Raw genomic sequence first — 19781 nt, 5'->3', positions numbered from 1 at the left:
CACTTAGCCCGGGAATATTGATGAACAAAGTATCTGCCACTTTAATTCTGCTGTCTGCCACTATGGCCAGCACTGTGTCACTGGCGGCGCCAGAGATAACCGATGCGCAGCTAAAACCTTATCCGCCGGCATCGGAAGGAATGCAACGATATGTGATGATATTGCCACCACTCAATAATGAGCCTCAGCATCGGGTAGAACTGGTGATTGGGCGTAATATGGAGACAGACTGTAATCGTTACCGGTTGGCGGGCAGGCTTACTGAGGAAACCGCAAAAGGCTGGGGTTACAGCTACTATACTGTCACCGTACAGCCGGAAGTAATTTCAACCCGTATGGCCTGTACCGACAGCCAGAAAAAAAACACCCTGGTGACACTGCCGGCCGCGTCACAGCAGTTAATCCGCTATAACAGTAAATTGCCGCTGGTGGTGTATGCTCCGAAAGATATTGAGGTCGGATATCGGGTCTGGCAGGCAAATCCGCAGATTGTTCCGTCACAGGTTCGCTAAACCAGATGGCACCGGAACGACTCCGGTGCCTCCGGACTCAGGATTTCGCCGGACTGAGCGCCAGTCCGGGTTTCAGAATGGCGTACATTCCGCCGGTGACCAGGCTGCCGATAATAATCGCCAGCAGGTACATTCCAACGTGACCGACAGCATGTGGAATTGCCAGTACAAACAGACCGCCATGAGGTGCCATCAGGGTACAGCCAAAATACATGGATAATCCGCCTGCCAGTGCTCCACCGGTCATGGTAGAAGGAATTACCCGCATCGGGTCACGTGCCGCGAAGGGTATGGCTCCTTCCGAAATAAAACACAACCCCAACACAAATGATGCTTTACCTGCCTGCAGTTCCTGGCTACTGAATTTAGATTTTGCCAGCCAGCAGGCAATACCCATCCCCAGAGCTGGCACCATTCCTGCCGCCATAATTGCCGCCATTGGACCGTAAGACTGTGATGCCAGTAAACCGACCCCAAAGGTGTAAGCTGCTTTATTGACCGGCCCGCCCAGGTCAAAGCACTGCATGGCACCCAGCAACACGCCAAGCAGTACCGCGTTGGCGGTGGTCATACTGGAAAGGAAATGTGTCAGACCATCCATGACCCGCGCCACCGGGCCGCCAACTACGAAGATCATGACCAGGCCGGTGACCAGTGTTGCCAGCAACGGGATCACCAGCACCGGCTTCAGGGCTTCCATTGATGAGGGCAGACTAATTTTCTGTGCCAGCCAGCGTGCGGTATACCCGGCAAGGAAACCTGCCACTATTCCGCCTAAAAATCCTGCGCCCCCTGATGCAGCCAGCATACCGCCGATCAATCCCGGCGCCAGACCCGGGCGGTCTGCAATCGAATAAGAGATATAACCGGCTAAAACTGGCACCATCAGGGCAAAAGCGGCTTTACCGCCAATTTCCATTAACGCAGCGGCCAGGGTTCCTGGCTCTTTGAAAGCCTGGATACCAAACACGAAAGACAGAGCAATACACAAGCCTCCGGCCACCACCAGCGGTAACATATGCGACACGCCGGTCATTAAATGTTTATAAACTGAGGGTAATTCGGTCTTCGTGGCGGATGAACCGGCGGCGACTTTACTGCCGTAGACAGTGGCGGAGTTACAGGCATCGGTCAGCGTCTGTTCCGGTTTTTTCAGTGCCATGCTGGTACTGGTCCGGTACAGCCGTTTCCCGTTAAACCGGGCGAGGTCCAGCTCAATATCGGCAGCAATAATCACAACATCTGCCTGCCGGATATCCTCGTCACTTAGCGTATTACGTGCCCCCACGGAGCCCCGTGTTTCGACATGGATGGGAAAACCGAGTTTATCCGCCGCAGTTTTCAGAGCTTCTGCGGCCATAAAGGTATGTGCGACACCGGTAGGGCATGCGGTGACAGCTACGATGCGTTGGTTCATAGGATACACCTTTTCATTACGTTAATTGTTATTGATAAAACAGGTGCCTGTAGGTTGCAGGGAACAGAGCTCGTCAGTTCATTGTCTGGAGTACGCGGCTGCCTGCTGAAACAATTCATCCGACGGGCGGATGCCGGTGTACAATGCGAATTGTTCTACCGCCTGAATAGCAAATACTTCTGAGCCGGTGATCACCGTTTTATTCAGTTCGCGGGCACAGTTAATCAGCGGGGTGGTTTCCGGCAGAGCGACCACATCAAAAATGATCTCTGCTGCACGAATCTTGTCTTCACTAAAGGCCAGGGCATGCTCTTCGCTACCGCCCGCCATCCCGACCGGTGTGGCATTAATCAACAATTGTGGTTGCAGAGACTCTGGTTCTGTGGCGGTCTGAAAACCACAGAACTCTGCCAGTTGCTCTGCACTCTCTGTATTGCGGCTGATAATTCGCCCGTTGCGGAATCCGGCGTCCTTCAGAGCACAGGCGATTGCTTTAGCCATACCACCACTGCCAAGTAATACAAAGCCTAACTGGTTGTCGACCTGGTACTGCTTCAGAAGGGCAGCAATCGCCATGTAATCAGTGTTATAGGCTTTCAGATACCCGTCGGTATTAACGATGGTATTTACCGAGTGAATCGATGATGCGGAGATATCCAGTTCGTCCACCAACGGGATGCACTGTTCTTTAAATGGCATCGAAATTGCGCAGCCACGAATCCCTAATGCGCGGACCCCGCCGATCGCTGCCGGCAGATCTTTAGTGGTAAATGCTTTATACAGATAATCCAGATCCAGTGCGTCGTAGAGGAAATTGTGGAAACGGGTACCAAAGTTACTGGGACGTGCGGCCAGTGACATACAAATAGTGGTGTCTTTATTCAGATGACGGGTCATGATGGACTCCTTGTGCGGTCGGTGATCGCAACAGCGGGTGGTGGTATAACGGCAATCGCGATTCAACTCGTTTAAAGCTTGCTGTGAGTTGCATAATGAACTAAAAAGAGGAAGTTAAAAACGGCTGACTTTTTGCCAGAGGAGTTCCGCTTTTATGTCTGAAACACGACTTGAACAACATTACCGCCGTTTGCTGAAATTATTTCCGTCCCGTCAGGCGACCCTGACGCTCGGCAGCCTTGCAGACCAACTGTGTTGTAGTAAACGCCATATGCGGGGCTTATTGCTACGGATGCAGGACGCAGGGTGGCTGGAATGGCAGCCCTCCGCCGGGCGGGGACACCATTCACTACTGACTCTGCGCAGCAGCGAACAGCAGTTGCTACTGTCAAAAGCGGAACAGTTGCTGGATGGCGGCGACATCGGCAGTGCTGTGCAGTTGTTGGATCATGAACAACCGCTGGTCGCTTCCTTGCTCAGGAAAAAGCTCGGTTACAACGTCCGCCAGGATCACCAGTCTCTGCGTATCCCTTATTACCGGACCATGCCCAATCTTTTCCCGGGGACTCCGTTACGCCGTTCTGAAGCGCATCTGGTTAAACAAATTTTCAGTGGTCTGACACGGGTGGATCCGCATACCGGAAGTGCGCAGCCAGACCTGGCACATTTTTGGTCACAGCAGGATGAACTCCACTGGTCGTTCCATTTACGTCCTGCTGTACGGTTTCATGACGGAAAAGAGCTGAACAGCCAGGATGTGGTGGTATCGTTAACCCGCAGCGCCGCATTGCCACTCTTTTCCCATATCAGGCGGGTCACCGCCCAGGGAAATCTGACGGTCAGGATTGAACTCAGTCAGCCGGACCTTCAGTTGCCTCTGTTACTGAGCGATATTGCTGCATTAATCCTGCCGTCTGATTATGCGGATCGGCGGGATTTTGCCTCACAACCGGTAGGGACCGGTCCTTATCTGGTCGCAGAAAATGACCAATGGCATTTAAAGATGCAGGCCTTTGATGATTATTTCGGGTATCGTGGATTACTGGACGAAATTGAGGTTATTGTCTGGCCGTTATCCGGCAACATCGGCGAAGCGCCTGCAGACGGACTGCCTGCAACTTCGCCTGCGACTACACCCGCTGCCTGGCTCAGTTCCAGTCTGAGCGATATTGAATATACCTCAGGTATGGCCGCTGGACTGAGTGGAACCCCTGCAGACGTTTCAGGGGAGATGTTTTTGGAGAAAGGGGGGTACTTTCTGCTGTGTGACAGCCGTTCCCCTTACTGGCAGCACATGACTCACCGGCGCTGGATCCGTGAGCAGCTAAATCCGTATGCATTGATCCAGCGTTTTATCGCGCCGATCCGCCCGTTCTGGGTTCCCGCCGGCAGTCTTCTGCCGGACTGGTTACACACGATGGATGAAGGTCCGGCACAACCCCCGCCACGACTTAGTCAGCCAGCCAGTGAAGCTATTGTGACGCTGGCATTTCACCGGCAACATCCGGAATTCACTATGCTGGCCTGCGAAATGCAGTATATATTGCAACAGCAAAATATTACGCTGCGACTGCTTGAACTGGATTATGAACAGTGGGCGCGTGGTGAAGCTGAAGCCGATCTGTGGCTTGGAACGGTGAATTTTGCGGTGCCGGAAAGCTGGAATGTCGGCACGTGGCTGCTCGGTATGCCGTTACTGAAACACTCAATCTCCGGTGGCGACATGCAGCAGTTCACTGCCTGGCAACAGGGCTGGCGTGACCAGTCACTGAGTGGCAAACAACTCTCTCGTGAAGTGCTGCGTGATGGCTGGTTACAGCCGCTATTTCATCACTGGATGCGCCTGAAAAGCCCCGGCCAGGCTCAGGGGATCCACCTGAACAACCTTGGATGGTTTGACTTTACCCGGGCCTGGATGGCTCCGCCGGAGCAGTAGCATTACAGATAGCTGGTGCGCATGACTTCTCCGCAAAACAGCAGATTTTTGGGATATTTCTTCTGTCGATGGCTGATCGCAGCCTGGCAACGGGACTCAGTAGAGTACAATGCGACAGAAACCGGCATCACCCGGGAGTGAGCAAGCATCAAAGCGACAAATCCGGCTATCATCTGAAACCTCCGGTAACGTTATGATTAAACTGCATAGTTCAGTGTAGCTGAAGCAGAGGATTTTTCGTCCAGTAATGTGTTTTGATTGGCTAACCCGGGTAACAACCCGTTTCAGAGTAATCCTAAAAATAAGCTTTAGAAGGGAAAACAGCGGGTAAGCACTGGCCTTCCCGCTGACATGTCCGGCTTAAAACATTTGAGCAATATCCAGTTGGCTCATCAGCAAGGAATTGGCACTGTAATCTACAGGAATGGCCACCACGGCGGGTCCCTGCACATCCATCGCGGCACGCAAGGTGCTCTCCAGAGTATCAGAGGAGGTCACCGCAAATCCTTTGGCACCAAAAGCCTCGGCATAAGCCTTGAAGTCGATAGGCCCGAAATCAACTCCTGAGGTCCGTGCATATTTCTTATCTTCCTGAATCGCCACCATGTTGTAGCAGTTATCCACCCAGATAATATGCAGAATGTTGCCTCCCAGCCTGACGGCCGTTTCCAGTTCCATACTCGACTGCATAAAACCACCGTCACCGGAAACTGAGACAACCTTGCGACCAGGATCGACCAGCGCTGCGCCAATGGCCCAGGGCAGGGCAACACCCATGGTTTGTTGACCGTTAGAAATTAACAACTGGCGGGCACGGAAACTGTACAGATAACGGGCAATCCAGATATGAAAGCTTCCCATATCTACGCACAGTGTTACATCATTATTCACAATATCCTGCATAGCCCGGACCAGCCGTAATGGGTGAATAGCGAACTGCTGCAGGCTGTGACCTTTTTGTGCCAGCAGTTCACGCTGCTGTTGGCGCTCCTGCAAAATTCTGGTAGCGCCACTGCTCAGCACATAACGCTGGTTTACCTGTTCGGTCAGTAAATCCAGAGTTTCCGCGATATCACCGACCAGTTCGCTATCCGGTGTATAATGGCTGTCACTTTCGGCGGGCAGAACATCAATATGGACAAGTTTTGCTGTACCAGCATTCCATTTAGCCGGTTCATATTCTACCGGGCTATAGCCGACGGTAATGATCAAATCTGCATTACGCAGTAACTGATCACCGGCCTGATTATTAAACAGACCGACACGGCCGGCAAAACGTGAAAAATGGTTCTGATCAATCACCCCGGCTGCCTGATAAGTGCTGGTCACGGGAATTTCACTGTTATTCAGCAAGCGGCGGACGGCATCTGCATTTTTCGGCTGACTGGCCATCAGTCCCAGTAACAGCACGGGATCTTTGGCATGACGTATCAGCTCAGCTACCTCAGCAATAGCTTTACGCGGTGCACTGCCGGCGGTGGGTAACCGTGCCGGCAGCACCTGTCCGCTGGCAGGTTCATTGATAATATCCATCGGCAGGCTGATAAAGGCGGCCCCGGGACGGCCAAACTCAGCGGCACGGAAACCATTGGCTAACACTTCAGCAATCGCCGATGACGATGTGACCTCTGCCGCGTATTTAGTGACCGGCCGGAACATGGAGACGGTATCCATCGTCTGGTGCACCTGCTTCAGGTGGTCCATCCGGCTGACAGCACCACCGATAGCCACAAACGGGTCGCCTTCTGAGTTCGCCGTGGCTGCGCTGGTGATCAGATTGGAACAGCCCGGACCGGAGGTGACCAGCGCGACTCCGGCTTTACCGGTCAGACGACCAATCGCCCCGGCCATAAATCCGGCATTGGCTTCCAGCCGGACAGGCACCGTGATAATGGGGGAGTCTTCCAGTGAGTCAAACACCCGGTCGATTTTCGCACCCGGAATCCCAAACACATAGTTAACCTGTTGCTGCTCTAACTGGGCGACCACTAAATCTGCGCCACATTTCCACTCTGTTGTTTTATTTGAGTTCTGCAAAATAGGCTCCTTACTGTGCCAGTGTGGCTGGATTAACCTTCGACTGACTGAATAGCAGCACTCAGGTCATCGGGATTAAGGTCGGCATGACGGAAATCGTTGTCGGCAGGGAAATCGATCACCAGCTTTTCGATAGTTCCAAATGTGAGACGCCCTTCACCGATGACATAGTCAAGTAAATGCCCGCCGCTACTGCGTTGCTGGTTAATAAAATGCTCGTGATAGCCAGCCACATTGATGCCCTGCATATAGTCAGGGGTCAGAAAGCCCACCAGTACACCGTCCTGATGTTCAAAATGGAACACGGGTTGTTCTTCTACGGCCTGCATCATCGGTTTATACGGGCGCTGTTGTTTCGGGACGGTACGGGTGTCGGCTTTATCGAAATGGCCGTCGATGCGCAGAGCGCAAAACAGGTTTTTACTGGCAATAGTCTCATCAATTATCTGATGAATCTGCTGTCGGGTATGGGGTGTTGTGATGGTGTATTCGTGGGTCGGGTTGAAGAAAGTCATTACCGCAAAGGGGGTTTTCTGTTCAGCCCGGGCAGGGCGGGCAGTGCCGTCACTGCGTAGCTGGAAAACATTACTGTTAAAGGCGATCATTTCTCCGTCGAGATGATTAAAGGTGCCCAGACCAAAATCACCGTGGTCCAGTAACTGACGGATGGTCGTTTCTCCTTCATAAACACCGCTCAGTAATGCACTCATCAATGACGCCTGGTAGATAACATTTTCACCACGCTGATGCTGTAGCTTCAGGGCGGCCCGGGTAATGTCACTAAGACATGTACAACCGCAACTGGCTGTTTCCATGATGGTTTCCTGTAAATATCGTTTATCACCTTGAGGACTACAGGTTGACAGGAAGCCTGCGACAATACCAATATGATGGGGTGTCCACTTTAAGACGTTTTTGATATGGAATTGCGCCATTTACGCTATTTTGTCGCCGTTGCCGAAGCGGGGAATTTTACCCGTGCTGCAGAGGCTCTGGGAATATCGCAACCCCCGCTAAGCCAGCAGATTCAGCGGCTGGAGCATGAACTAGGCTGCCCGCTCTTGCGCCGACAGACCCGCACAGTGGAACTGACCCCGGCAGGGCAGGTACTATATGAAGATGCTATTAAAATACTGAAAATGTCTGATGCGGCCTTTGAAAAAGCCCGCAGTGTTGGCCGGGGACTGAGTGGCTCACTACGCATCGGGTTCGCCTCCTCCACCGCTCTGAACCCGCAGGTATTTTCCCTGTTGCACAGTTTCCGTGAACACTACCCGATGATTAACCTGCATCCGGGGGAGTTGCATATGGCCGCTCTGGTGAATGAACTGCTGAAAGGTAGTATCGATCTGGCATTTATCCGCTTACCCTGTGCCCGCAGCCATGAACTTGAGTTCCGGGTGATGGATACCGAACAGATGGTGGTCGCTTTACCGGCCAACCATCCGCTGGCGGGTAAAGCCGAACTCTCAACGTTGGCAGAACTGGCGGACGAAACACTGATTATCTTTCCCCGCGAAATTTCCCCGGGTCTCTATGACTCGGTGATCAGCGCCTGTACCCGTTCCGGCTTTAATCCACCCACCGTGGCCCAGGCTCCACAGACAACCTCGGCCATCAGCATGGTGGCAACGGGGTTTGGGTACACGGTCGTACCGGCTTCGCTGGGTAAAATCGATCAGGCAAATGTCCGTTATCTGCCGATTCAGGGGGCGCCGCTTACCGCCCAGGTCGCACTGGCCTGGCGACGACATAATCTGAGTAAGGCAGGGGAGCATTTTCTGGCATTGCTGTAGTGGTGACAGAGGCTGGTGGCGCAGGATCACACCGCCAGCCCCGATTCATCAGCCTCTGAAATCGCGGTCTTTCACGATTCTCAAGGGTTCAATATCGCTCTCTTTTTTAATCACCAGAGTCGGGTCGGAGCGCAGGCAGGCGCCACCATAATGGCCGCCGACCGTAAAGGTACAGACCTGAATATAACGTCCGGCGACATTGGGCAGACACCATAATTGCTGGTAAATATTGGTCTGGTGGGCAAATTTACCGGCAGTTTCATCCAGTAACTGCTGCTGGTGACTGACCAGCCCGATATTATTTCCGCACCGTCCGCCGACCGGTTTAATCGCATAACCAGTCTGTTTAAGCTCATCATTTACGGTAAAATCGGTATCCAGCAGATACTGATGATGCGGGAACAGTGACCAGAGAACAGGCAGAATTGCCTTATTGCCCGGAATGACAGTCCATAGTGGTTCGAACACCATCACTTCAGGACGTAACAGCACATCCATCAGTCGTACCTCGTCTGCTTCGCCGGTGCGGATCGGCAAGGCAGCGGCGCTGTCAGCTTCACTCTCCTGACGTAACTGCTCCAGAACCGTTTCCCATGCCCAGGTTTTCCAGACACAATTAACTTCGCGCTCTTCAGAATCAATCAGACGACCGGTTTCACTCCAGTGCAGTTCGCTCAGGCCATGTAAAATCTTACTCCCGAATCCCCCTTCACGCAGTGCCTGTTGCATCAACAGAGCATGGTAGTTTTCCTCGACATCGTTATCCTGCAGGATGTGGACAAACGGCAAGGCATCACTATTTTTCCAGGCGGCGGACAGGTTTTCTACCAGTCGACGGCAGGGATCTTTACCCTCAGTCACTCCGGCCTGACGGGCCCAGTGTCCAAGGATAACGCCCGCTTCGGTATGACAGGAGGCGGAATCCGCATTGTATTCGTAAACTTTTAACCCCCGATGGTCGAGGCAAAAATCCAGCCGACCGGTAATCATATGATGTCGACGTCGCTGCCAGGATAAACGCAGGCGGGGCCAGAGGATTTCAGGAATATCAAATAACCTGAGTAATGCGTCATCACGCAGCACCTTATCAGTAGCATGCAGATACATCAGATGAAGTTCATTGGTGGCGCTGATCAGTTCCTGCTCAGCACTGCGGGAAATAGAAAAGTACTGGTACGGATCGGCATTGATCACGTGACCATGGTTTGCGATGACATAAGCATGTTGCACCGGATCATTTTCATCCAGCCACGGGCCGGAAAACTGGCCCTGCTGACTGGCCTGTGATGCGTGAATGTCGAGTAATGCAGCCTCGGTTTGCGGGCGGGGCAGGCTGTCATTGCTGTCGCAGGTCTGAACCATCCAGCCAAGAATTTCGGTGTCAGTGAAAGTATCCCGGAGATAAAAACCATTACCTTCACGGCGCAGTTCCAGTTCGCGCGTCCATTGCTGACCGGCAGGTAGCGGGCTGTGAATGACGTTTTGTTCAACAATTTGAACCCGGTCAGCAAATACCCGGGTAATCACGGCGACATGCCCGGTTTCGGCAAATTCTCCCCCCTGTTGCCAGATTAACAAGGCACCGGAGACCGGTGGGCGCTGGCTGCCGTTGGCGTACGCCTGCAGGGGCAGAATTTCGTCGTTGATAACCTGGCGAAGAAAGCGCAAAGAAAAGATTTCATAGGCCATTCTGACATCGGTAAATACCATGCCGTAGTTGAGATAAAGAAAACGCCGGGCAAACTCCACACACTGCCACTTATAACCCATAAATTCGCTGCCCAGATAGCTGCGCATCGAGGTATCGTCGGGGTATTCTTCGCTATCCAGCGAATCATAATCGGACGAATAAATAGCCACACCCCCGGGAGCATATCCCAGCAGAGTACCAAAGGGTGCATGTTGATTAGTGAGATCCACAGTCATACTTTTTGCCTTATGCCATACAGAAAAACAGCCCGAAGGCTGCTTGTTACTGACAGTGGCACGCAGCGGCTTGCTGGCCGCTACGTGCAACATTGGCCCGGAGCAGGATACTGAACAGAGGGTTCAGCAGATGAGGCGGGTGACAATATCATAGCACCATTTTATCGGGATGTTGGTGCCGGTGGGTATTGAACTATAAAGTGACAGTGTCACCAGTTATGAATTTAGCTGACAGCTGCTACCCCGGGCCGCCGGAACATCTGTTAAGGGTCAATTACAATGCTATGGTCAGCTCTCCCAGTTTACTCACCAGCGCCATATTTTCCCTGTAATCGACCGGGCAGGCGATCACCGTGACGCCATCGTCTTCCAGTGCCTGATTCAGCGTAGGTAACAACTCTGCAGCATGGCTAATCAGACGTCCCGTGGCGCCGAAACTTTCTGCATATTTCACAAAGTCGGGGTTACCGAAGTCCACAGAATCATGTGCACCTTCTTCGATATCCATTTTCCACTTAATCAGTCCGTAACTGCCGTCGACCCAGATCAGGACTACCAGTGGGATTTTTTCACGAACGGCTGTTTCAATCTCCTGAGAATTCATCATAAAACTACCGTCACCCATGACTGCTAATACCTTACGCTCAGGAAAGGCCAGTCGGGCGGCCAGCGCACCAGGCAGGGAGAAAGCCATAGTCGATAATCCGTTAGAGGTCAGGCAGGTCAGCGGTTTCCAGGCAGGATATAAGCGCGATACCCACATTTTAATTGCTCCGGTATCTGCCAGCACAATATCATCATCCCCCATGGCGGCGCGCATATCAGCAACAATACGTTGAGGCTTAAGAGGAAAACTATTGTCCTGGCGACCATTCTCCAGTTCTTCAAGACGTAGCTGACGAATTTTGGTCTCAGCGGGTTGCTGATGAAGTGGTGAACTGCCGAGGGCTTCAGACAGTGCCTGCAGACTCATCGATATATCGGCAATAACGCTGACTTCTGTCGAATAGTGGCTGTCGGTATCCGGCAAAAAGCTGTTGATATGAATGATCCGCTTATCTCCTCCGGGATTCATTCTCTCCGGAGCAAATTCCTGCAATTCATAACCCACTGCCAGAATGACATCCGCCTGGTCGAAGGCAAAATTTTCATAATCGTGGCGCATGAAACCCATCACTCCCAGGGAGTGTGTACTGCGATCACTGATCACCCCTTTGCCCATAAATGTAGTGGCGGTTGGGATCTGAAACTGTTCAACGAACTGATTTAACGCCACTGATGCGTTCTGACGAGCGACACCATGACCGGCAAGGATAACAGGAAAATGGCTGTCACGTAGCATTGCTGCTGCCGCGCTAATGGCCTGACTGTCCGGAGCAGAAAGATGAGATTTGACCGGCAATAAGGGGTGTAAATCATCCGGAACCGGCATCGCTTCCACATCCTGAGGCACGGCAAGATAGGTTGCTCCGGGCCGTTCCTGCTGAGCGATGCGAAAGGCTTTACGGACCATTTCTGCACTGGATTGTGGGGTGAAAATCGTCTCTGCCCACTGAGTCACCGGTCTGAACATCGCCGTCAGATCAACAATCTGGTGAGATTCTTTATAAATACGGTTTAATCCCACCTGGGCTGAAATGGCGACCAGTGGACTGGAATCCGTCTGTGCGTCCGCGGTACCAAGTAGCAGGTTGATTGCACCAGGCCCGAGCGTGGCGGTACAGACTCCGGCCTTACCGGTCAGACGGCCATAAATATCGGCCATAAATGACGCTGCCTGCTCGTGGCGGACCAGTATAAAACGTATTTTGTCTGAGGCCGTAATCGCCCTGACAAATTTGATATTTTCCTCACCCGGAATACCAAACACATATTCCACACCTTCAGCTTCAAGGCAGGAAACCAAAAATTCTGCAACGTTTCTCGTCTGATGAGTCATACATTTTCTCCCAAACTACGGTTTTCAGTTAACATCAGGCAGCGGATATTAGTTACCCCCAAGGTAGTACAGCAATCCGCCCATAGTGATGATGGAAAATAAGGTGCTGAAGAACAGAATCGAGGCTATTTCCTGTTCTGCGGTGTTGTACTGAACCGCCAGGATGACGCACACCGACGCTGTCGGAATAGCCATACTGACCACAGATAAATGCAGCGTCTGTCGGTCTGTATGCAGCCAGACAGCCAACGCCAGGATCGCCAGAGGCAGCAGAATATTTTTGGCGAGTACGGCCAGAACCACAGTACGATTAATGACGACATGGTAGGAGTAGAGGATAATTCCTGACGCAAACAGCGCAACACCGCCGGTAGTACCACCAAGCAGTTGTAATGCACTGCGGATTTGTTCGGGGATATGCAGATTAAGCAGTAATAAGATTAAGGCCAGTAGTGGGGCCCAAACCACCGGCTCTTTTAAAGTATGCAGAATGTGCTGCATAAATCCTGCCCCTTTCCTGTCCGGAGCGCCTGCGGAAAGGATTAATAAGGTCACCGGGACCTGAAACAGGTTCATAATAATACTGCATAAAGCGATGGGCAGAGTGCTGATAGTGCCATACAAATGTCCCATCACTGGTACACCGACAAAAGGTACTGCGGGACCGGCTATCGCCAGTGCCAGCAGAGCGGCAAGACCTGAAGGTTGCCGGAAAAGGTAGTGTACCAGCACAAAAACCAGCAGATAACCGCCGATCATTCCTGTCATTAGTATCAGCGCGATGGTGCCCTGAGAAAGTAGTACCGATCGGGACAGCCCCATCATTCCGGCGAATAGTGTCAGTGGCAGAGCGTACAGCATCACCATCCGGTTAAGTATTGTCCCCTGACTGGAATCAAAATCGTGGTGCCAGCCGGCCAGAAACCCCAATAACAATGTGACAACAATGGGTAGCAGTGCCGCAATAATTAACGTAATCACCATTTCTCCTGTTATCTCAGGTGAAATCACTGGTATGCAGACCAGGACTAAAGGTGAAATATACAGTAGCCATAATTAACCATGATGTATATAGGGGTATAAGGGGGCCAAAAGCGATAAAGGGAATAATATGTCTTCTGGTTACAGATTATTGTAAGTTGTTCCTGAGACACTGAGCCGGAATCCGATAAATTATTTTTGTCACGATATTGTGATTAACTATCTGTTTGTAATTGGTATTTTGTGATGTGACAAGGTGGGTTGTTTGACAGGTTTATTTCACCAGTCAGCCTCGTGATGATTCAGATGAGCTGGGATTGTCCCTGAGTCAGACCCACCTCCGATTTTTTGTTACTCGATATTTGCCGGCTGAAAATCACGCTATTTCATTTTTTCAGAATAAATTATATTTATGATTTATTCAGAGCTAAATTTACCTTCGAACAGACACTCTGTGACTGACAACGCTTTGCCCGCTAAGAAATTCAATGCTGCAAATCGGTTTGCCGGGGGCTATATTTACAGTAGATAGTAATGATACTGCTTCAAATCCCGTATTTTCTGATCACTGACCGGACGATAATACTATGGAATTAAAGGATTATTACGCCATCCTGGGGGTTGAACGTGACGCAGACCTGAAGGCGATTAAAACTGCCTATCGCCGTCTGGCACGCAAATACCATCCGGATGTGAGTAGCGAAAAAGATGCAGAAGCACAGTTCAAAGAGATTGCCGAAGCTTATGAGGTGCTGAAAGATGAGCAGCGCCGCGAAGAATATGACACGCTCTGGCAACACCGCAATGATCCCCGATTCAATTCGCACCAGTCTTCCGGAGAGTCTTACAGCGCCGGTGATGCCGGTGAGCATGCCGATTTTTCAGATTTCTTTAATTCGGTGTTTGGCCAGCAGAGACAGCAAAACCATCAGCCCCGGCCGCGGCGGGGTCAGGATATAGAGACCGAGGTCGCGGTATTCCTGGAAGAAGCCCAACAGGGTGAAACCCGTACCGTTCGTTACAGCTTGCCGGTCTATAACCTGTTTGGTCAGGTCGTGCAGGAAATTCCGAAAACCCTGAATGTGAAAATCCCGGCCGGTGTCGGGGACGGTGAACGTATCCGTCTTAAAGGTCAGGGTGTCCCGGGATCCGAGGGTGGCTCTGCCGGCGATCTTTACCTGGTGATTCGTATTGCTCCGCATCCGTTGTTCGATGTGGTGGGAAATGACCTGGAAGTTGTGCTGCCTCTTGCCCCCTGGGAAGCTGTACTGGGCACTAAGGTTCAACTTCCTACTCTGCAGGACAGCATTTTACTGACAATTCCGGCAGGGACACAGGCCGGACAGCGCCTGCGGGTGAAAGGCAAAGGATTGGCGGGTAAAATACACCAGGGAGACCTGTACGCCATCATCAGGATAGTGGTGCCACCGGCGGGCGATTCGGCCAGCCATGAGTTGTGGCAAAAACTGGCGGAGGCCGAAACCGGCTATGATCCGCGCCAGGGTTGGGGGAAAAAATAATGGCAACTGTGAATATCCGTTTTACGGTCACCGAATTCTGTCTTCATACCGGGGTTTCGGTCACCGAACTCACTGAGATTATCGGTCTGGGAGTACTGGAGCCTGTTGACCAGCAACCCCGGGCTCAGGAGTGGTTGTTTGATGAGGATGCACTGGCTGTCTGCCTGCGCGCGCAGCGGTTACGCCGGGAGCTGGAGCTGGACTGGCCAGGTATCGCGGTAGCATTGTCATTGCTTAACGAAATTGACCGGCTGAACAGCGAAAATCGTCAGCTTAACCAGCGCTTACTGCGGTTTATGGCTGAGCAGTAATAAGGCATTACTCAACCCCGCAATTTGGGGTTGGCTCACAATAGCCAACTGGAACCTTTAATGAGCAAAAAATTGTATGTATTGCAGGTGCAGCCGGAAGGAAAAATCCTGGAGCTGGACCCGGATAACGGTGAGTTGCGTACTCTGGTGGACGGTCTGAACACTCATCCGGACGGTATCGCTCTCGACCGGGCCGCAAATAAATTGTATGTCAGTTTTATGGGGGCCGAAATCAGCCCGGATTCGCTGGAGTTTTTCCAGGCTGATGGTCGTCTGGAATCCATGACCATCGAAGGAACAGACCGGCGATTACTGGTGGGGAACGGGCTGTTTGTCACCGGCAAACAGCTGGTACATGATGCCGAAAACCACTGGCTCTACTGGTGTGACCGTGAAGGGATGCGGGTATTCCGGGCCAGAGAAGATGGCAGTGAAATTACGGTACTGGTGCAGGCGGGTCTGTTCCCGGCACAGTGCGGTGATTATACCCGCCATTGTGTCGGGCTCGCGATTGACCATCAGCGTGGCCATATTTACTGGACACAAAAAGGCCCGTCTAAGGGCGGTCAGGGCAGGATTCTACGGGCAGGGCTGACACTACCGCAGGGGGCAGAAGCAGATAAACGTCCGGACATTGAAGTGGTCATGGCGGACCTTCCAGAGCCAATTGATCTGGAATTTGATGCTGAGGCAGGAGTGATGTACTGGACCGACCGTGGTGATGCTGCGAAGGGCGGAAATTCACTGAACAGTGCCCGGATGGTGGATGGCTGTTTCACTGATCATCAGATTCTGGCACGCGGACTGGAAGAGGGAATTGCTCTGGTCAGTGATCCCAAAACTGGCAGAATGTGGCTGACTGATCTCGGAGGCAATGTCTGGGAATACTCTCTGACCCGGGGCGGTCCATTACGGTGTATCTTCAAACTGGGTCCGCTGACGGGCATTACCTATGGCTGATCCGGAAATTTATCTCCCTGTTGTTATGATTTTCTCCCGGAGCCGCTGTTTCTGAGGGATATTGCCGACTCAACTTTCCATGTCTGATTATTCCCGGTGAGTGCAGAAAATTACAGCGCTTCCGCAGGGACTTCGGTCAGAGCCTGAAGCTGGGCTTCACCTGCTTCATCCGTGGGCAGATAGACCAACAGGCGAGAGCCGTCCCTTGGTGCAGAAAACCAGTTCATTTGCTGTAAGGTAATCGGGCCCAGTACCGGATGCATAAATTGTTTGATGTGGTTTTCAATGCTGCGAATTTCGTAGTTTTGATACCATAAACGTTGAAAGCAGGCTGATACCGAAAAAAAACGTTCAAGTAATATCTGCCAGCGCGGGTCGCTGCCGTGTTCCGCCATGCCCGCGCGGTAATATGAGACAAAGAATGACAGCATCTGCTCATCGTCTGCACTAAAGCGACTACGCCAGCGAGGATCGGTCAGAAACAGATACAGACAGTTTCGATCTTCCGGATCAATATCGTCCAGCGGTACCCCCATCAGCTGACAGAAACTGCGGTTATAGCCCAGGATATCGAAATTAGGTTTTTGCATGGCGGCCGGGTTTGGCATCAGCGAACGTAACAGCCGTTGTGAAGCCGGACCTGCCTGCTGGCAACCCCCCTGTGCCGGTGTTTCAGGTACCGGTAAGCCTGCCAGAATAAACAGATGTCGGGTTTCTGCCGGGGTACACTGCAATGCCTCGCTGACCGAGGCCAGCACGGCAGCAGAGGGTCTCATCTCCCGTCCCTGTTCCAGCCAGGTGTACCAGGTCACCCCGACATCCGCCAGCATCGCCACCTCTTCACGCCGTAGGCCCGGGGTACGACGGCGCCCGCTGCGTGGCAGGCCCAGCCGCTGTGGGTCCAGGCTTTCTCTGCGGGTTCTCAGAAAACTGGCGAGTAACTGGCGGCTGCTTTTGGGAGGCGTTCTTATATCCGATGGAGTGGTAATCAGAGTCATAGAGAGTCCTGCATAGTAGTGCCAATACCAGTATAAACAGGCACTGGTACCCTGTTAAATAATCATAAATACTACGGTCAGAAAATAAATAAAGCAACGGAGCACTTATGAGCATTTCACCTGTATCTCCAGGCAGAGCAGGGCTTACCTTACTGCTTATCGCACAAATGTTACCGATGATTGATACCTCGATTACGAATGTCGCGCTGGATTCAATCACCCGTTCGCTGTCCACCACAGCGACAGATCTTGAACTGATTGTTGCATTGTACGGAGTGGCATTTGCGGTATGTCTGGCAGTTGGCAGCAAACTGGGAGATAACTACGGACGACGCCGTGTATTGACCGGCGGAGTACTGCTGTTTGGGCTGGCATCACTGTTCTGTGGACTGGCCGGCAATGTACATTTGCTGCTACTGTCACGGACCCTGCAGGGAATTGGCGCGGCACTGATACTCCCGCAGATACTGGCGACACTGCATGTCACCCTGAAGGGGGCAGCCCATGCCAGGGCCATTAGTCTTTACAGTGGCATTGGCGGGATTGCCTTTATCATTGGTCAGGTGGGGGGAGGCTGGCTGGTGTCTGCCGATTTTGCCGGTCTGGGCTGGAGAAACGCCTTTTTTATTAATGTTCCCATCTGCCTGCTGGTATTGTTGTTCAGTCATCGTTATATCCCGGAGACACGCAATGAAAAGCCATCGCGTATCGACTGGCAGGGCAGTAGTATTCTTGCGGTAATCCTGTGTTGTTTATTATTCCCGCTGGCGCTGGGCCCTTCACTGCACTGGCCCTGGCAAATGCAGTTGGCACTGCTGGTGACGCTGCCGCTGGCTCTGTTGATGCGCCAGGGAGCAGTCAGGCAACAACTTCGCGGACAACAGCCGTTATTACCCCCGCGGTTACTGAAACTGCCAACGGTTCGTTTTGCCTTGTTGATTGCATTACTGTTTTTTACCTGCTGGTCAGGGTTCATGTTCTGTATGGCACTGACACTGCAGGCCGGCTCAGGCCTGGGCCCTATGCAGTCGGGTAACAGTTTTATTATGCTGGGGATTTCCTATTTCCTGGCCGCCTTAGTGGCGCCGAAACTGATCCGCCGTCACTCTATCGTCCCGGTCTTGTTAGGAGGAATTACCGTTCAGGTGGTCGCGATTCTGGTGCTGATTGCCACATTACACTGGTGCGGTAATTCCCTGAGTGGTATCGATATTGCCCCCGGAACACTGTTGATGGGCTGTGGTCAGGCGATTATTGTGAACAGCTTCTATCGTATCGGGATGCGGGAAATCCAAACCAGTGATGCGGGGGCGGGCAGTGCTATCCTGAGTACACTGCAGCAGGCGATGCTGGGGCTGGGCCCGGCAGCTGCCGGGGCTATTTATCTGCATCTTCACCATTCCAGTCATGGTAATTATGCTCAGGCGATGTCGGGCTTTCTGGTGGCTGAAATGCTAATGATGTTTCTGCTGGCAGCCGCTACGGTGTATCACCGCAAACTGTTGCATGAAACAGAACATGTCCCTGAGGCGGTGGTTGTACCAGCAGACTAGCCTGAATAAGGAATTCTCCTCCCGCTCACCAGGCGGGAGGTTCAAAGGAAATCATCGATGCTTAAAGATAACTTTAACGAATTACAACAGTTCCTGGTGGTGGCCAGGGAGCGCAGCTTTACCCGAGCCGCAGCACGGCTGGGAGTGTCCCAGTCTGCCCTGAGTCATGCCATGAAAGCACTGGAAGCCAGGCTTAATCTGCGATTACTGACCAGGACGACCCGCAGTGTGGCACCGACCGAAGCCGGAGAGAGACTGATAGCCTGTCTGGAACCCCGGCTGGATGAGCTGGAACGTGAGCTGGATACGTTGCTGCATATCAGCGGGCAGCCCTCCGGAAGCCTGCGCTTATCTGTCAGCGATCATGCGTTACGTACTTTACTGTGGCCGAAAATAAAGCCCTTTCTGATAAAGTATCCGCAGATTAATCTTGAGCTGGTGGCAGATAACAGTTTTGTTGATATTGTGGAAGGTCGTTTCGATGCGGGAATCAGGTTGGGGGAAAGCATCGAAAAAGATATGGTGGCAGTACGTATTGGCCCTGATTTTCGCATGGTAGTGGTCGGGGCTCCTGACTACTTTGCAATCCATGGCGTACCTCTGACCCCGCATGACTTGCAGCAACATATCTGCCTGAACATGCGTCTGCCCAGCGCTGGCGGGTTGTATCACTGGGAGTTCGTCGCAGAGGGTAAATTGCTACGGGTGAAAACAGAAGGGCAGCTTATCCTTAATTCACTTAGCGAACGGATTGATGCTGCCGTTTCAGGGTTAGGCCTGGCCTTCGTCCCGGAAGATATGGTCACACAGCAACTGAGTGATGGTCGTCTGAAGCTGGTGCTCGAAAGCGGATGCCCGACGTTTCCTGGCTATCATCTCTATTACCCCAGTCGCCGGCAACATCCGCCAGCATTCAGTCTGCTGATAGAGGAACTGCGCTGGCAACCTCCGGTCGGGTAATATTCGGAATAGGGTGGCGGTTAAGACCCTTGTGGACA

17 protein-coding genes are annotated in these 19781 nt (G+C 52.3%); 8 read left to right on the top strand and 9 right to left on the bottom strand.

What is annotated here, in order from left to right:
* Positions 1–20 precede the first annotated feature (20 nt).
* The gene (gene eco, locus B3Z23_RS09870; RefSeq protein ID WP_294907512.1) at positions 21–512 is read left to right on the top strand and encodes a serine protease inhibitor ecotin; all 492 of its coding nucleotides are present in this window, start codon (positions 21–23) and stop codon (positions 510–512) included.
* 37 nt (positions 513–549) lie between these two features.
* On the opposite strand, the gene B3Z23_RS09865 is transcribed toward eco, so the two are convergent.
* Both B3Z23_RS09865 and B3Z23_RS09860 read right to left on the bottom strand, forming a co-directional pair.
* Positions 550–1929: a fructose-specific PTS transporter subunit EIIC gene (locus B3Z23_RS09865; RefSeq protein ID WP_294907511.1), complete on the bottom strand. Its 1380-nt coding sequence runs from the start codon at positions 1927–1929 to the stop codon at positions 550–552.
* 78 nt (positions 1930–2007) lie between these two features.
* Positions 2008–2826: a shikimate 5-dehydrogenase gene (locus tag B3Z23_RS09860; protein ID WP_294907508.1), complete on the bottom strand. Its 819-nt coding sequence runs from the start codon at positions 2824–2826 to the stop codon at positions 2008–2010.
* 154 nt (positions 2827–2980) lie between these two features.
* Here B3Z23_RS09860 and B3Z23_RS09855 point away from each other — a divergent pair, with 154 nt between their 5' ends.
* A complete protein-coding gene (locus tag B3Z23_RS09855) occupies positions 2981–4762 on the top strand; it encodes an SgrR family transcriptional regulator (RefSeq protein WP_294907505.1) in 1782 nt (593 codons plus the stop codon).
* A gap of 2 nt (positions 4763–4764) precedes the next feature.
* Here B3Z23_RS09855 and B3Z23_RS09850 read toward each other — a convergent pair whose 3' ends face one another.
* From B3Z23_RS09850 to budA, 3 genes are all read right to left on the bottom strand, one after another.
* Positions 4765–4935 carry a hypothetical protein gene (locus tag B3Z23_RS09850; protein ID WP_294907502.1) on the bottom strand — a complete coding sequence of 57 codons (171 nt, stop codon included), beginning with the start codon at positions 4933–4935 and terminating at the stop codon, positions 4765–4767.
* 187 nt (positions 4936–5122) lie between these two features.
* Positions 5123–6799: an acetolactate synthase AlsS gene (alsS, locus tag B3Z23_RS09845; RefSeq protein WP_294907499.1), complete on the bottom strand. Its 1677-nt coding sequence runs from the start codon at positions 6797–6799 to the stop codon at positions 5123–5125.
* Between the two features lie 32 nt (positions 6800–6831).
* Complete coding sequence (gene budA / locus B3Z23_RS09840; RefSeq protein WP_294907496.1) at positions 6832–7614, bottom strand: acetolactate decarboxylase; 783 nt, start codon at positions 7612–7614, stop codon at positions 6832–6834.
* Positions 7615–7719: 105 nt separating this feature from the next.
* Here budA and B3Z23_RS09835 point away from each other — a divergent pair, with 105 nt between their 5' ends.
* Complete coding sequence (locus B3Z23_RS09835; protein ID WP_294907493.1) at positions 7720–8595, top strand: LysR family transcriptional regulator; 876 nt, start codon at positions 7720–7722, stop codon at positions 8593–8595.
* Positions 8596–8643: 48 nt separating this feature from the next.
* On the opposite strand, the gene gss is transcribed toward B3Z23_RS09835, so the two are convergent.
* The 3 genes from gss to B3Z23_RS09820 form a co-directional block, all read right to left on the bottom strand.
* The gene (gss, locus tag B3Z23_RS09830; protein ID WP_294907490.1) at positions 8644–10521 is read right to left on the bottom strand and encodes a bifunctional glutathionylspermidine amidase/synthase; all 1878 of its coding nucleotides are present in this window, start codon (positions 10519–10521) and stop codon (positions 8644–8646) included.
* A 274-nt stretch (positions 10522–10795) separates the two neighbouring features.
* Positions 10796–12460 (bottom strand): acetolactate synthase large subunit, encoded by a 1665-nt coding sequence (locus B3Z23_RS09825; protein WP_294907488.1) that lies wholly within the window; start codon positions 12458–12460, stop codon positions 10796–10798.
* A 48-nt stretch (positions 12461–12508) separates the two neighbouring features.
* Positions 12509–13444 (bottom strand): AEC family transporter, encoded by a 936-nt coding sequence (locus B3Z23_RS09820; RefSeq protein WP_294907485.1) that lies wholly within the window; start codon positions 13442–13444, stop codon positions 12509–12511.
* 584 nt (positions 13445–14028) lie between these two features.
* On the opposite strand from B3Z23_RS09820, the gene cbpA reads away from it, so the two are divergent.
* From cbpA to B3Z23_RS09805, 3 genes are read left to right on the top strand one after another with little or no spacing between them, the layout of a single operon-like run.
* The gene (gene cbpA, locus B3Z23_RS09815; RefSeq protein WP_294907482.1) at positions 14029–14961 is read left to right on the top strand and encodes a curved DNA-binding protein; all 933 of its coding nucleotides are present in this window, start codon (positions 14029–14031) and stop codon (positions 14959–14961) included.
* A complete protein-coding gene (gene cbpM / locus B3Z23_RS09810; RefSeq protein ID WP_294907479.1) occupies positions 14961–15272 on the top strand; it encodes a chaperone modulator CbpM in 312 nt (103 codons plus the stop codon). The genes cbpA and cbpM overlap by 1 nt, the downstream gene beginning before the upstream one ends.
* Positions 15273–15332: 60 nt before the next feature.
* Positions 15333–16232: a hypothetical protein gene (locus tag B3Z23_RS09805; RefSeq protein ID WP_294907477.1), complete on the top strand. Its 900-nt coding sequence runs from the start codon at positions 15333–15335 to the stop codon at positions 16230–16232.
* A 110-nt stretch (positions 16233–16342) separates the two neighbouring features.
* Here the strand turns inward: B3Z23_RS09805 and B3Z23_RS09800 are convergent, their stop codons facing one another.
* Positions 16343–17230, bottom strand: coding sequence for a helix-turn-helix transcriptional regulator (locus B3Z23_RS09800; protein ID WP_294907474.1), 888 nt, complete (start codon positions 17228–17230; stop codon positions 16343–16345).
* Between the two features lie 107 nt (positions 17231–17337).
* On the opposite strand from B3Z23_RS09800, the gene B3Z23_RS09795 reads away from it, so the two are divergent.
* On the top strand, positions 17338–18783 hold the full coding sequence (locus B3Z23_RS09795) for an MFS transporter (RefSeq protein WP_294907471.1): 1446 nt from the start codon (positions 17338–17340) through the stop codon (positions 18781–18783).
* A gap of 57 nt (positions 18784–18840) precedes the next feature.
* The gene (locus B3Z23_RS09790; RefSeq protein ID WP_294907468.1) at positions 18841–19743 is read left to right on the top strand and encodes a LysR family transcriptional regulator; all 903 of its coding nucleotides are present in this window, start codon (positions 18841–18843) and stop codon (positions 19741–19743) included.
* Positions 19744–19781 lie beyond the last annotated feature (38 nt).

It is taken from the genome of Tatumella sp. UBA2305 (genome assembly GCF_002345795.1).
Classification (GTDB): Bacteria; Pseudomonadota; Gammaproteobacteria; order Enterobacterales; family Enterobacteriaceae; genus Tatumella; species Tatumella morbirosei.
This window is presented reverse-complemented; position numbering and strand designations above follow the sequence as displayed.